We start from the raw sequence: 15,728 nt of genomic DNA on the forward strand, positions 1-15,728 counted from the left end.
CACTGAGGCTAGGAACGACCCCGAGCCGCAGACAACCCCTAGAGCGCACCCCTAGGGGGGCGGAACCGGGAGGCCGCTCCGGGTGCCCCCGAGGGGGCGGGCCGGCCCACCGGGAATGACCGGCGCGAAGAGGGGTTCGTACCGTGTGAATACGTCACACGACTCGGACGGCGCGGACCGGTCCGCGTCATCGCCCGACCACCCCGGGAGGTATTCCGGGAACCGTTCGCGGAATACCTCCGTACGGAACACACCGCGCTAATTCCTGCCTGTCGCGATGTCCGCGGGCGGGCGGCCGCACAGCCACGCCGGGAAAAGATTCAGCGGCGGCGGGTCACGGACCCTCCAGTTCGTTGTCGATGAGCGCGAAGATGTTCTCCTCGGTGGCGGAGTGCAGATCGGCGTCCCGTTCGGCCGTGTTCCCGTCGTCGGATGCGTCCGCCCACCGGGCGAGCAGGGCGCTCATCCTGACCCGCAGCCGTGAACGGTCGCCGTCGGACAACTCGCCCGATGTGGACTCCAGCCGGTCCAGTTCGGCCATCATGGCCTCCGCCGGACCGCGGGCGGGCGGCACCAGATCGGCCCCGAGCCGCTCCGCGAGCGCTTCGGGCGTCGGGTGGTCGAAGACGAGGGTGGCGGGCAGTCGGGTGCCGGTGGCGGCACCGAGTCGGTTGCGCAGTTCCACGGCGGTAAGCGAGTCGAAACCGACGTCCTTGAACGCCCGGTCCCGTTCGATGGCGTCCGCTCCGGCGAAGCCGAGCACGGTGGCCGCCTCCGACCTCACCCAGTCCAGCAGCACCTGCGCCCGCTCGGCGGGAGGCAGGGCCCGCAGCCGGTCGGCGAAGCCCGCCTCCCGGGCCACGGCGGCGGTGCGCCGACGGCCCCGTACCAGACCGCGCAGCAGATGCGGTACGTCGGAGCGGCCGGCGAGTCCGGCGACATCGACGGCACCGGGCACCACGGCGGGGTCGGGCCCGGTGAGAGCCTCGTCGAGCAGGGCCAGGCCTTCGCCTGCGGTGAGCACGGGCAGACCGGAGCGGGCGGCCCGCAGACGGTCGCCGTCGGTGAGCGCGCCGAGCATGCCCGCGCCGACGTCCCACGGGCCCCAGGCCAGGGACAGGGCCGGCAGTCCACAGGCGTGACGGTGGTGGGCCAGGGCGTCGAGGTAGGCGTTGGCCGCGGCGTACGACGCCTGGGCGGGACTGCCCAGGGCGGCGGAGACGGAGGAGAAGAGGACGAACTCCTCCACTTCGGGGAGGAGTTCGTGCAGGGCGCGCGCCGCGGTGATCTTGGTCGCCAGCACCGGGGCGACGCGGTCGGGTGTGAGGGCGGTGGCCACACCGTCGTCGAGGACACCCGCGAGGTGGAAAACGGAGCTGACGCGCCGCCCGTTCAGGACCTCGGCCAGGGCTTCGGGATCGGTGACGTCGCAGGCCACGATCTCGACTCGCGCCCCGGCCGCCTCAAGGTCCGCCGCCAGGGTGTCCGCGCCCTCGGCGTCCGGGCCGCGGCGGCCGAGCAGCAGCAGCCTGTCCACCTCGCGCCGCTCCACCAGATACCGGGCGACCAACGCGCCCAGAGCACCTGTGCCGCCCGTGATCAGCACCGTGCCGCCCGGCTCCACCGGACGCGGTACGGACAGCACGACCTTGCCCACGTGCCGGGCCTGGCTCATGAAACGGAACGCGTCCGGTGCCCGCCGTACGTCGAAGGTCCGCACCGGCGGCAGAGTGAGCGCACCCCGCGCGAAGAGAGCCAGCACCTCATCCAGCATCTGCCCGATCCGTTCGGGGCCCGCCTCGCTCAGGTCGAACGCGCGGTAGGTGCGGCCCTCCACCGAGTCCGGATCACGGATGTCCGCCTTCCCCATCTCCACGAACCGTCCGCCCCCGGTCAGCAGACGGACCGAGGCGTCGACGAACTCACCCGCCAGCGCGTTCAGCACCACATCCACTCCGCGCCCGCCCGTGCGCTCCGCGAAGATCTTCTCGAATTCCAGATCCCGCGAGGAGGCGAGGTGCCCCGCGTCCAGCCCGGTCGCGCCCCACTTGCCGGGCGAGGCCGTGCCGTACACCTCGGCTCCCGCGTGCCGCGCGATCTGCACCGCCGCCATCCCGACCCCGCCCGCGGCGGCGTGCACCAATACCGACTCCCCGGCCACCAGTCCGCCCACGTCCAGCAGCCCGTAATACGCCGTCACGAACGCGATCGGAACCGCGGCGCCCTGAGCGAAGGACCATCCCGCCGGAACCGGAGCCACCAGGCGCTCGTCCGCCACCGCCAACGGCCCCATCGCCCCGCTGAAGAACCCCAGCACCCGGTCTCCCACGGCGAGTTTCGACACCCCGGGCCCGGTCTCCACCACCACTCCGGCGGCCTCGCCCCCCAGCTCGACATCCCCGGGGTACATGCCCAGCGCGTTCAGCACGTCGCGGAAGTTCATCCCCGCCGCTCGTACCGCGACCCGCACCTGTCCTTCCTGCAGTGCGGCTTCCGCGTCGGGCGCGGACACCAGCCCCACACCCTCGACGGCACCCCGCGACACCACCCCCACACGCCACGGGCCCTCGGGCGCCCGCAGGGTGCGCTCCACGAGCGAGGTCAGACGGGCGGCGTACAGCCGGCCGTCGCGGACGGCGAGTTCCGGCTCGTCCACACCGGGCACGCTGAGCAGCGCGGTCCACGGCTCGGCGTCGACGTCGACCAGCAGCACGCGGCCGGGGTTCTCCGACTGCACGCTGCGCAGCAGGCCGCGCACGGCGGCACCCGCCACGTCGGACAGATCGTCGCCCGCGCCGGCGGCGACAGCGCCCCGGGTCAGCACCACGAGTGTGGCGTCGGCCTCCTCACGGGCCAGGAAGTCCTGGACGGTGGCCAGCATCGCGGTCACCCGCGCCTCCGCGTCGTCCCGGTCGCCGTCCGGTGCCGAGGTGACCAGCAGGAAGCCGGCCGAGGCCGTGGCGAGGCCGGAGGCCCGCGCGCAGTCGGCCCCCAGGGCCGAGAGCGCCTCGGCCGCGCCGTACGGGTCGTCGCCCAGGACGGCCCAGGTGTCAGAGGTGCGTGGCGCTTCGGGGAGCGGAAGCCAGTCCACCCGGTGCACCGGCCGCGACCGGGCGGCGTCCGTCGCGGCGTCCTCGGCGAGGGGACGCAGCACCACCCGTCCGACGGAGACGACGGTCTGCCCGCCGGGGTCGACGGCCAGCAGCTCCACCCCGTCGGCACCGCGTGGTGAGACACGGACGCGGAGCGTGGTGGCCCCGGAGACGGTCAGCGCGATCCGCGACCAGGAGAACGGCAGTCCGGGGGGTCCGGCGGGGCCGTCTGACCCCACCGCCCCTGCGGCGAGCGAGTGGAGCGCGGCGTCGAGCAGCGCCGGGTGCAGTCCATAACGTCCGGCGTCGCCGTGCGCCGTCTCGGGCAGCTCGACCTCGGCCCAGAGTTCCTCACCCGCTCGCCAGACTGCGCGCAGGCCCTGGAACAGGGGCCCGTACTCCAGGCCGGCCGCGGCCAGCTCGGGGTAGAGCCCGTCGATCGGCACAGCCCGCGCGCCGGCCGGCGGCCAGGTCGGCCCCGGCCCGGCGGCCGGGGCCTCGGCAGCGGCCGAGGCCCGCAGTGTGCCGGAAGCGTGCCTCGTCCACGGCCGCCCGAACCAGCCGGTGCCATCGGACGCACGGGAGTGGACGGTGATCTCCCGCCCACCGTCCTCGCCCGGAGCGCCTACGGTGACCTGGAGCTGGACGGACTCCTCGGCGGTCAGCACCAGCGGTGTGTGCAGCACCAGTTCGTCCACGACGTCGCAGTCCGTCTGGTCGCCGGCGCGCACCGCGAGGTCGACGAAGACCGTGCCGGGCACGACGATCCGGCCGTGCACACGGTGTTCCGCGAGCCACGGGTGTGTACGGAGGGAGAGGCGTCCGGTGAACAGCAGGCCGCCTTCGTCGGCGAGTTCCACACCGGCGGCGAGGACGGGGTGACCGGTCTCCCCCAGTCCGGCGGAGACCACGTCACCGGCGCGTGCCGACGCCGAGGCCGAGGGCCAGTAGCGCTCGCGGGCGAACGCGTAGGTGGGCAGCTCGATGCGCCGGCCGCCGGCGGGGGCGAGCAGGGGGGCCCAGTCCACCGTGAGCCCCCGCACATGCAGGGTTCCCACGGCACGGAGCAGCGTTTCGGTCTCGTCGCGCCTGGGCCGCAGTGCCGGTACGGCCACGGCCTGGTCCAGAAGCGCCGAGGCAGCCGCCGACAGCACTCCGTCGGGACCCAGTTCGAGAGCTGTCCGTACGCCGGTGAGTGTGGCGAGGGCGTCGGCGAAGCGGACGGGTTCGCGGATCTGACCCACCCAGTAAGCGGGGGTGGCGATGTCACCGGGCGCGGTGGCGCGTACGGGGATTCGCGGGGCGTGGTACGTCAACGACTCCGCGACCGCCGTGAACTCGGGCAGCATCGGCTCCATCAGACGGGAGTGGAACGCGTGCGAAACGGCCAGCCGCTTCACCCGTACGCCCTGTGCCCGGAACCGCTCCTCCAGTACGGCGATCGCCTGCGCCTCACCGGACACCGTCACCGAAGCGGGCCCATTCACGGCGGCAAGGTCCACGCCCTCGGGCAGTGTCAGATCCTTCTCCGCCACCTCCACCGCCAGCATCGCGCCACCCTCGGGCAGGGCGTCCATCAACCGACCGCGTGCCGACACCAGAACGCAGGCGTCCTCCAGCGACAACACCCCCGCACAATGCGCCGCCGCCAGCTCACCAATGGAGTGCCCCACCAGAACATCCGGGACCACACCCCACGACTCCACCAGCCGGAACAGCGCCACCTCCAACGCGAACAGAGCAGGCTGCGCATACGCGGTACGCCCCAGCAAACCCGCGTCCTCGCCGAACACCACCTCACGCAGCGGACGCCCGAGATCCACCCGAGCACACACCGCGTCAAACGCGTCCGCGAACACCGGGAACACCCCGTACAACTCCCGGCCCATCCCCAACCGCTGCGACCCCTGACCCGAGAACAACAGCGCCAGCGAGCCGTCCTCCTCGGCCCGGCCGACGACAGCGCCGCCGAGGTTCCGCAGTGCCGCGTCCGCGGTTTCGCCGTCAGCCGCCAGCACCACCGCACGGTGCTCCAGGGCTCCTCTGGTCGTTGCCAAGGAGTGGGCCACGTCAGCGATCCGGTGCCCGTCGAGGACCGCTCGCAACTTCTCCGCCTGCGCGGGAAGGGCGTCTGCCGTACGGGCGGAGAGCAGCAGTGGGAGCAGGGGGGTGGTGTCGCTCGGCGGTGCCTGTGTTTCCGTGTGCTCCGCTGCCGGAACGGCCTCCAGCACAACGTGCGCGTTGGTGCCGCTGACGCCGAACGAGGAGACCCCGGCCCGGCGGGGCCGGCCGGTCTCCGGCCAGGGACGTGCCTCGGTGAGCAGCTCCACCGCACCCGTCGACCAGTCCACCTGAGGGGTGGGCGCGTCGATGTGCAGCGTCCCCGGGAGCACGCCCCGGCGGATCGCCTCCACCATCTTGATCACACCCGCCACCCCGGCGGCGGCCTGGGTGTGCCCGATGTTGGACTTCAGTGAGCCCAGGTACAGGGGTTCCGCACGCTCCTGGCCGTAGGTGGCCAGCAGCGCCTGCGCCTCGATCGGATCACCCAGCTTCGTGCCCGTACCGTGCGCCTCCACGACGTCGATGTCGGAAGGCCGCAGGTCCGCGTCGGCCAGCGCCTTGCGGATGACGCGTCGCTGGGCGGGTCCGTTGGGGGCGGTGAGGCCGTTGGAGGCACCGTCGGAGTTGACCGCGCTGCCGCGTACGACGGCCAGCACCCGATGCCCGTTGCGCCGGGCGTCCGACAACCGCTCCACCAGGAGCATGCCGACACCCTCGCCCCAGCCGGTGCCGTCGGCGGCGGCGGCGAACGCCTTGCAGCGGCCGTCGGCCGCCAGTCCGAGCTGTCGGCTGAATTCGACGAAAGCGGTCGGGGTGGACATCACCGTGACCCCGCCCGCCAGCGCCATCGAGCACTCGCCGGCCCGTAGCGCGCGTACCGCCAGGTGCAGCGCCACCAGGGACGACGAGCACGCCGTGTCCACCGTGAGGGTGGGGCCCTCGAAGCCGAAGGTGTAGGCGACGCGGCCGGAGAGGACGGCGGCCGCGTTACCGGCGCCCTGGTGTCCCTCGCTGACTTCGGGATCTCCGACGAGCAGTACGGGGTAGTCCTGCCCGTTGGTGCCCGCGAACACGGCGGTGTCGCTGCCGCGCAGCGCGGCGGGATCGATGCCCGCGTGCTCCAGGGCCTCCCAGGCGACCTGAAGCATCAGGCGCTGCTGCGGGTCGGTGGCCACCGCCTCGCGGGGGGAGATGCCGAAGAAGCGGGCGTCGAACTCGGCGATGTCGCTGAGGAATCCGCCCTCGCGGACGTAGGAGGTGCCCGGACTGCCGTTGGGTTCGTAGAGGCGGGCGGTGTCCCAGCCTCGGTCCTCGGGGAAGTCGGTGATGCCGTCGCGGCCCTCGGCGACCAGCTGCCACAACTCGCCCGGCGAGGTGATGCCTCCCGGGTAGCGGCAGGCCATGCCGACGATGGCGATGGGTTCGTCGGCGGCGGCGGAGGCCACCGCGCCCCTGTCGCCGTCCACGTCGAGGATGAGGTCGTCGAGGTGGTCGGCGAGCGCGGCGGGGGTGGGGTGGTCGAAGACGACGGTGGCGGGCAGGCTGAAGCCGGTCGCTTCGGCGAGGAGGTTGCGCAGTTCGACGGCGGTGAGCGAGTCGAAACCCAGGTCCCTGAAGGCCCTGCGCGGATCGACGGCATCGGCGTCGTGGTGACCGAGCACGACGGCGACGCGTGCACGCACCGACTCGACCAGTTCACGCCGCCTCTCCTTGGCCCCGAGCGCGGCGAGGCGGACCGCGAACGCGGAACCCGCTTCCGCGCCGGCCGTGCCGGCCGGTTCGTCTCCGCCGCCCTGCGGCAGGGCTCCACGCAGCCCGTCGAAGAGCCGTTGCGGACGCGCGGTGGTGAAGGTGGGAATGAAGCGTGCCCATTCCACGTCGGCCACGACCACGGAGACGTCCCCGCCGTCCACCGCCGCGCCCAGAGCGTCCAGTGCCTTCGCCGGTTCCATGGTGCGCAGTCCGCGACGCCGCAGGTAGTCGGCGGTCTCCTCCGCGCCGGCCATGCCGCTGCCGTGCCAAGGGCCCCATGCCACCGAGGTGGCGGGCAGACCCCGGGCGGCGCGACGGGAGGCGATGGCGTCCAGGGCGGCGTTGGCCGCCCCGTAGGCGGCCTGGCTGCCGCTGCCCCAGATGCCGGAGACCGATGAGAAGAGCACGAAGGCGTCGAGAGCTACGTCCCGGAGCGCGTCGTCGAGGTGGAGGGCTCCGGTGACTTTGGCGGCCAGGACGGTGGCGACGTCGGCCTCACTCGCGTCGTCGAGTGTCGCGAACTCGCCGCTTCCGGCGGCATGCACCACGGCGCTCGGCGGGTGCGCTGCCAGCAGTTCGTCAAGGGCGGCGCGGTCACTGACGTCGCAGGCGGCGACCGTGACCTCGGTTCCCGCTGCGGTGAGTTCGGCGACGAGGTCGGTCATGCCCGGGGCTTCGGGGCCGCGCCGGCCGGCCAGCACCAGGTGCGGGGCGCCGCGGGCCGCGAGCCATCGGGCGACATGGGCTCCGAGCGCGCCGGTGCCGCCGGTGATCAGGGTGGTGCCGCGCGGCCTCCAGGGCTCGGCCGGACTCACGGGTGCCGGAGCCAGTCTCCGGCCGAAGGAGCCCTCGGCACGGATGGCCACCTGGTCCTCGCCCGTGCCGGCGAGCACGGCCGCCAGTCTCCGTGCGGCGTCCGCGTCGAGTTCTTCCGGGAGGTCGACCGCGCCGCCCCAGCGGTGCGGCTTCTCCAGCGCGGCTGCCCGGCCCATCGCCCACAGCTGTGCCGCCCCCGGGTCGGTGGCGTACCCATCCGCACCGGTCGTGACCGCACCTCGGGTGAGCACCCATACCGGGGCACCCTCCCCGCGCACCGCGTCGAGCAGTGCGGCCAGCCCGAGGGAGAGCTCCGGGTGGGCGGCGTGCGGACGGGGGTCGTGCGGGAGGATCAGCCCGTCGACATCCGGAACGGGTGTGCGGCCGACGACGACGGTGGCTCCGTGCGCGCCCAGCGCTTCGGCGCACCAGGCGGCCACTTCGTGGCCCGGCGCGTCGGGGTCCGCCAATATCTGCCAGGTCCCCCGCAGTACGGGCCGCTCGGCTTCCGGCAGAGGCTGCCAGGTGACCGCGTACCGCCAATCTGCTGGGTCGGTGCCTTCGGAGGAAGGCGGTACTGCCCAGAAGTGCTCACGCTGGAAGGCGTAGGTGGGCAGGTCCACGACCTGACCGCCGAGGCAGCCGAAGACCTTGCTCCAGTCGAACCCCACCCCGGCGACATGCGCCCCCGCGACCCCCGCGAACAGAGCACCCACACCATCAACACCCGAACGCTGCAAAGGCACGACAGCCACCTCGGAATGCCCAGCCAGACACAACCCCACCTGCGCCGACAACACCCCGTCCGGACCCAGCTCCACAAACCGACCCACCCCACCGTCAAAAGCCCGGCGCACCGCATCCGCAAAGCGGACGGGCTCGCGGATCTGACCCACCCAGTAGCCGGGGGTGGCGATGTCACCCGGAGCGGTCGTCAGCACGGGGATCCGCGGAGCGTGATACGTCAACGACTGCGCCACCGCCGTGAACTCCGCCAGCATCGGCTCCATCAGACGGGAGTGGAACGCGTGCGAGACCGCCAGCCGCTTCACCCGCACACCCTGTGCCCGGAGGCGTTCCTCCAGGGCGGCGATCGCCTCCGCCCCACCGGACACCGTCACCGAAGCAGGCCCATTCACCGCCGCCAGGTCCACGCCCTCAGGCAGGTGCAACTCCCCCTCGGCCATCTCCACGGCCAGCATCGCGCCACCCTCGGGCAGGGCGTCCATCAACCGGCCCCGAGCCGAGACCAGTACACAGGCGTCCTCCAGCGACAACACCCCCGCACAATGCGCAGCCGCCAGCTCACCAATGGAGTGCCCCACCAGCACATCCGGGACCACACCCCACGACTCCACCAGCCGGAACAGCGCCACCTCCAACGCGAACAGAGCAGGCTGCGCATACGCGGTACGCCCCAACAGCACCGCGTCCTCGCCGAACACCACCTCACGCAGCGGACGCCCGAGATCCACCCGGGCACACACCGCGTCGAACGCGTCCGCGAACGCCGGGAACACCCCGTACAACTCCCGGCCCATCCCCAACCGCTGCGACCCCTGCCCCGAGAACAACAGCGCCGACCCGCCCGGACGAACCTCCCCACTCACCACACCCACACCCGGCACACCCTCGGCCAGCGCCCCCAGCCCGGCGATCAACTCGTCACGACCAGAACCCACCACCACCGCACGACACTCCAACGCCGCCCGCGTCGTCGCCAGCGACAACCCCACATCCACCGGAACCAACCCCGGCCGCGCCACAAGAAACCCACGCAACCGCCCAGCCTGAGCACGCAAAGAACGCTCATCCCGACCGGAAAGCACCCACAACCCAACAGACGACGAACAACCCAACCCCCCAACCCCAGCCCCGGCCTCGGAAACCTCAGCCGGAACCCCCTCCAGCACAACGTGCGCGTTGGTACCACTCACACCGAACGACGAGACCCCGGCCCGACGAGGCTCCCCCGAGTCGGGCCACGGCCGGTTCTCGGTAAGCAGTTCGACCCTGCCGGAGGACCAGTCGACGTGCGGGCTGGGCGCGTCGACGTGGAGGGTCCTGGGGAGGACGCCGTGGCGCATGGCCTGAACCATCTTGATCACTCCGGCCACACCGGAGGCGGATTGCGTGTGGCCAATGTTGGACTTCAGTGAGCCCAGGTACAGGGGCTCCGCACGCTCCTGGCCGTAGGTGGCCAGCAGCGCCTGCGCCTCGATCGGATCACCCAGGGTCGTACCGGTGCCGTGGCCTTCCACGGCGTCCACTTCGGCGGCGGAGAGCCGGGCAGCGGCCAGCGCGTCCAGGATGACGCGTCGCTGGGCGGGTCCGTTGGGGGCGGTGAGGCCGTTGGACGCGCCGTCGGAGTTGACCGCGCTGCCGCGTACGACGGCCAGCACCCGGTGCCCGTTGCGCCGGGCGTCCGACAGCCGCTCCACCAGGAGCATGCCGACGCCTTCGCTCCAGCCGGTGCCGTCGGCGGCGGCGGCGAACGCCTTGCAGCGACCGTCACGTGCCAGGCCGCGCTGTCTGCTGAATTCGACGAAGGCCGCCGGGGTGGCCATGACGGTGACCCCGCCCGCCAGCGCCATCGAGCACTCGCCGGCCCGTAGCGCGCGTACCGCCAGGTGCAGCGCCACCAGGGACGACGAGCATGCCGTGTCCACGGTGACCGCCGGCCCCTCGAAGCCGAAGCTGTACGCCACCCGGCCGCAGAGGACACTGGTCGCGGTACCGGTCAGCGCGTACCCCGCCGCCTCCTCGGCGACGGGGACGCCGATGCCGTAGCCGGAGGTCCCGGCTCCGACGTACACGCCGACCGGACTGCCCTTGGCTCCCTTCGGGTCGATCCCGGCTCGCTCGAACGCTTCCCAGGAGACCTCCAGGAGCAGGCGCTGCTGCGGGTCCATCGCGGCGGCCTCGCGGGGCGAGATGTTGAAGAAGTCCGCGTCGAAGCGTCCCGCGTCGTGGACGAAGCCGCCCTGTCGGGAGTACGAGGTGCCCTGCCCCCGGGAGTCCGGGTCGTACAGCGAGCCGAGATCCCAGCCGCGGTCGGCGGGGAACTCGCTGATGCCGTCGCCTCCGGTGGACACCAGGTCCCAGAGCGACTCGGGCGAGTCGATCCCCCCGGGCAGCCGGCAGGCCATCCCGACGATGGCGATCGGCTCGTGCCCGGCGACGACCAGCTCCTGGTTGCGGGTTTTGAGCCGTTCGTTCTCCTTGATCAGGGTGCGCAGGGCTTCGACGTAACGTTCGTCGGCGGACGCGGCCATGGTCAGTGCTCCCCGTCGTTGGCTTCGACGAGCTTCAGCAGTGCCTCGCCGTCCAGTTCGTCCACCGCGTGCGCGGTCGGTGCTTCCCTGCCGTCGGTCTTCTCCCCCGCCAGCCTCAGCAGGGGTTCGAGCAGTCCGGCCTCCCGGAGCCGGGCCGTCGGCACAGCGGCCAGGGCGGCGCGAACGCGCTCTTCCTCGTCGGCCTCGCCCTCGTCGCTGTCCGGGGCGATGCCCAACTCCTCCAGGAGGTGCTCGGCGAGTTCGGCGGGCGTCGGGTAGTCGAAGACCACCGTGGCGGTCAGCGACAGGCCGCTGACCGCGGTGAGCCGGTTGCGCATCTCCACGGCGGTGAGCGAGTCGAAGCCGAGGTCCCGGAAAGCGCGGTCGGGTTTGATGTCGCCGCCGTGGGTGTGTCCGAGCACCAGGGCGGTCTGTGTCCGCACCAGTTCCAGGACCCTGTCGGACCTCTCGTACCGGGGCAGGGCGAGAACATCGGCGCGCAGGTCGCCGGGGGCTCCGGTCGCATCCGCCCCGTCGGGGGCCGCGCCGCCCGCCAGCCGGGCCAGCAGGGAACTGGGCCGGGAGGAGGTGAACGTCTGCGTGAACACCGGCCAGTCGACGTCGGCGACGGTGACCGTGGGGGCCGTGTCCGCGACCGCGTCGGCCATGGCGGCAAGCGCCAGGTCCGGATCCATCACCCCGACTCCCCGACGGGCGAGTTCGGTGTCCGCGCCCTCGGCCATGCCCTCTCCGGCCCACGCGCCGAAGGCCACGCAGGTCGCGGGTGCCCCACGGGCCGCCCGCCGCAGGGCCAGGCTCTCCAGCCGGGCGTTGGCGGCGGCGTAGGCGGCCTGTCCGGCACCGCCCCAGACGGCGGCGACCGACCCGAATAGTACGAAGGCGTCCAGGTCACCGCAGAGTTCGTCCAGGTTCTCGGCACCGGCCGCCTTGCCCGACTGAGCCGCCGCGAGGTCCTCCTCGGTGAGTTCGGACAGCCTTCCCAAGCCCCCGACGCCCGCGGCGTGCACCACGGCGTTCGGCGTGTACTGGGCCAGCAGCGCGGCGACGGCGTCCCGGTCGGCGAAGTCGCAGGAGACCACCGAGGTCTCCGCCCCCAGCTCCGTCAGCTCCGCGACCAGTTCGCCGGCACCCGGTGCGGCGGAACCGCGCCGGCCGGCCAGCACCAGTCGTGTGGCACCGCCGAGGGCCGCCCATCGGGCGACACGGGAGCCGAGCGCGCCCGTTCCGCCGGTGATCAGCACCGTGCCCCGGGGGCACCAGGGCGTGGTGGTGACCGGAGGCGCGCTGACCAGCCGCCGTGCGAGGGGTACGTCCCGGAGGGCGATCTGGTCCTCGGCGGTGACCCCGGAGAGGACCGCGACCAGTGGGGCGTCGCCGACCCCGGTGATGGGCAGGTCGATCAGCCCTCCCCACAGCGAGGGATGTTCCAGCGCGGCCACCCGGCCCAGCGCCCACAGGGCGTGGGCACCCGCCGCCGGGGGCTCCTCGCCCGGTAGCGCCACGGCACCACGGGTGGCGCACCACACGCGTGTGCCGGTGTCGGCCAGCGTCTGGACGAGGGCGAGTCCGGTGGCCACGGCGGTGTCCTCGGCCAGGCCGAGCAGTGACAGCACCCCCGCCCAGGGGCGGTCGGAGGAGGAACGCTCCACCAGTCGCCGGAGTTCGGCCGCCGCGTCGGCCTGGTCGATCACCTGGATGAGCGGGGTTCCGCCGCTGCGGCGGATCGCCTCGGCGCACTCGGCGGCGGTCTCCTCGTGTTCGAGGTGTGTCAGCACCAGCCAGCCGCCGACAAGGACCGGGTCCACAGGGACGGGGACGGGCTGCCACTCCTCCCGGTACCGCAGGCCTTGGGAGGAGTAGAGGTCGTGCCAGCCCGTGAGCTTCGACAGCGTGTCGTCGAGCCGCTCCCGGTCCTCGCCGGGGTCCACACCGAGCAGTCCGGCGACGGCGTCCCCGTCGCCGCCGCGCACCGCGGCCCAGAAGGCGTCATCGGTGCCCTGTCCGTCGACCCCGCCGGGGCCGGACGCGGGCAGTGGCCAGTACCTCTGGTGCTGGAAGGCGTAGGTGGGCAGGTCCACGACCTGACCGCCGAGACAGCCGAAGACCTCGCCCCAGTCGAACCCCACCCCGGCGACATGCGCCCCCGCGACCCCCGCGAACAGAGCACCCACACCATCAACACCCGAACGCTGCAAAGGCACAACAACCACCTCGGAATGCCCAGCCAGACACAACCCCACCTGCGCCGACAACACCCCGTCCGGACCCAGCTCCACAAACCGACCCACCCCACCGTCAAAAGCCCGGCGCACCGCATCCGCAAAGCGGACAGGCTCGCGGATCTGACCCACCCAGTAGGCAGGGGTGGCGATGTCACCCGGAGCGGTCGTCAGTACAGGGATCCGCGGAGCGTGATACGTCAACGACTCCGCCACCGCCGCGAACTCGGGCAGCATCGGCTCCATCAGGAACGAGTGGAACGCGTGCGAAACCGCCAGCCGCTTCACCCGCACACCCTCGCCGCGCAACCGCTCCTCCAGTACGGCGATCGCCTCCGCCCCACCGGACACCGTCACCGAAGCAGGCCCATTCACCGCGGCAAGGTCCACGCCCTCGGGCAGTGTCAGATCCTTCTCCGCCACCTCCACCGCCAGCATCGCGCCACCCTCGGGCAGCGCCTCCATCAACCGACCGCGCGCCGAGACCAGAACGCAGGCGTCCTCCAGCGACAACACCCCCGCACAATGCGCCGCCGCCAGCTCACCAATGGAGTGCCCCACCAGCACATCCGGGACCACACCCCACGACTCCACCAGCCGGAACAGCGCCACCTCCAACGCGAACAACCCCGCCTGCGCGAACACCGTCCGCCCCAACAGCACCGGATCGTCCCCGAACACCACCTCACGCAGCGAACGCCCGAGATCCACCCGCGCACACACCGCGTCGAACGCGTCCGCGAACACCGGGAACACCCCGTACAACTCCCGGCCCATCCCCAACCGCTGCGACCCCTGCCCCGAGAACAACAGCGCCGACCCGCCCGGACGAACCTCCCCACTCACCACACCCACACCCGGCACACCCTCGGCCAGCGCCCCCAGCCCGGCGATCAACTCGTCACGACCAGAACCCACCACCACCGCACGACACTCCAACGCCGCCCGCGTCGTCGCCAGCGACAACCCCACATCCACCGGAACCAACCCCGGCCGCGCCACAAGAAACCCACGCAACCGCCCAGCCTGAGCACGCAAAGAACGCTCATCCCGACCGGAAAGCACCCACAACCCAACAGACGACGAACAACCCAACCCACCGACCCCAGCCCCGGCCTCGGAAACCTCAGCCGGAACCGCCTCCAGCACAACGTGCGCGTTGGTGCCGCTGACGCCGAACGAGGAGACCCCGGCCCGGCGGGGCCGGCCGGTCTCCGGCCAGGGACGTGCCTCGGTGAGCAGCTCCACCGCACCCGCCGACCAGTCCACCTGAGGGGTGGGCGCGTCGATGTGCAGCGTCCCCGGGAGCACGCCCCGGCGGATCGCCTCCACCATCTTGATCACACCCGCCACCCCGGCGGCGGCCTGGGTGTGGCCGATGTTGGATTTGATCGAGCCCAGGTACAGGGGTTCCGCACGCTCCTGACCGTAGGTGGCCAGCAGCGCCTGCGCCTCGATCGGATCACCCAGGGTCGTACCGGTGCCGTGTGCCTCGACCGCGTCGACCTCGGCGGGTACGAGTGCCGCGCTCGCCAGAGCCTGGCGGATGACCCGCTGTTGGGCGGGTCCGTTGGGGGCGGTGAGACCGCTTGACGCGCCGTCGGAGTTGACCGCGCTGCCGCGCACGACGGCCAGCACCCGATGCCCGTTGCGCCGGGCGTCCGACAACCGCTCCACCAGGAGCACCCCGACGCCCTCGCCCCAGCCGGTGCCGTCGGCGGCGGCGGCGAAGGACTTGCAGCGGCCGTCGGCGGCACTGCCCTCTTCCAGGCCGAATCCCGCGAACATCATCGGCCCGGACATGATCGTGACCCCGCCGACCAGGGCGAGTTCGCACTCGCCGTCGCGCAGCGACCGGGCGGCGAGATGCAGTGCCACGAGGGACGAGGAGCAGGCCGTGTCCACGGTGACCGCCGGGCCCTGCAGTCCGAAGGTGTAGGCGATACGGCCGGAGAGGACGCTGCCGGCGTTGGCGGTGCCCAGGTAGCCGTCGAGCGCTTGGGGATCGACCACCGACGGATAGTCGTGGTACATCACACCGGCGAAGACGCCGGTGCGGCTGCCGCGCAGGGTGCGTACGTCGATGCCTGCCCGTTCGAACGCCTCCCAGGACGCTTCGAGGAGCTGCCGCTGCTGCGGATCGGTGGCGGCGGCTTCCCTCGGGCTGATGCCGAACAGCCCGGCGTCGAAGTCGCCGACGTCGTGGACGAATCCGCCGCGTGGCGCGGCTGACGTCCGTGCCGGGTCCCAGCCCCGGTCCGCGGGCAGCGGGCCGAGTGCGTCGGTGCCGGACTCGACCAGGTTCCACAGGTCTTCCGGGGAGCGGACGCCGCCGGGGTACCGGCAGGCCATGCCGACGATCGCGACGGGTTCGCGCGGCTGCTCCTCCAGTTCGCGTACGCGGCGGTTGGCGTCGCGCAGTTCCGTCGTGGCTCGCTTCAGATAGGCGACCAGTTTGTCCTGCTGGTTCCGGTCCGTGTCGCTCATGA

1 protein-coding gene and 1 pseudogene are annotated in these 15,728 nt (G+C 72.4%); both read right to left on the minus strand.

Translation table 11 applies throughout. The features are described from left to right. Positions 1 to 334: 334 nt before the first annotated feature. A pseudogene (locus ABD371_RS19175) lies at positions 335 to 10,894 on the minus strand (SDR family NAD(P)-dependent oxidoreductase); the annotation flags it as partial. A gap of 107 nt (positions 10,895 to 11,001) precedes the next feature. After that, positions 11,002 to 15,726 carry a type I polyketide synthase gene (locus tag ABD371_RS19180; protein ID WP_344478578.1) on the minus strand — a complete coding sequence of 1,575 codons (4,725 nt, stop codon included), beginning with the start codon at positions 15,724 to 15,726 and terminating at the stop codon, positions 11,002 to 11,004. Positions 15,727 to 15,728 lie beyond the last annotated feature (2 nt).

It is taken from the genome of Streptomyces amakusaensis, assembly GCF_039532665.1.
In the GTDB taxonomy this organism is placed as follows: domain Bacteria; phylum Actinomycetota; class Actinomycetes; order Streptomycetales; family Streptomycetaceae; genus Streptomyces; species Streptomyces amakusaensis.

What these genes read in the sequence shown, in the direction of transcription:
- ABD371_RS19180 (WP_344478578.1), bottom strand. Translation starts at nt 15,726, where the DNA reads ATGAGCGACACGGACCGGAACCAGCAGGACAAACTGGTCGCCTATCTG.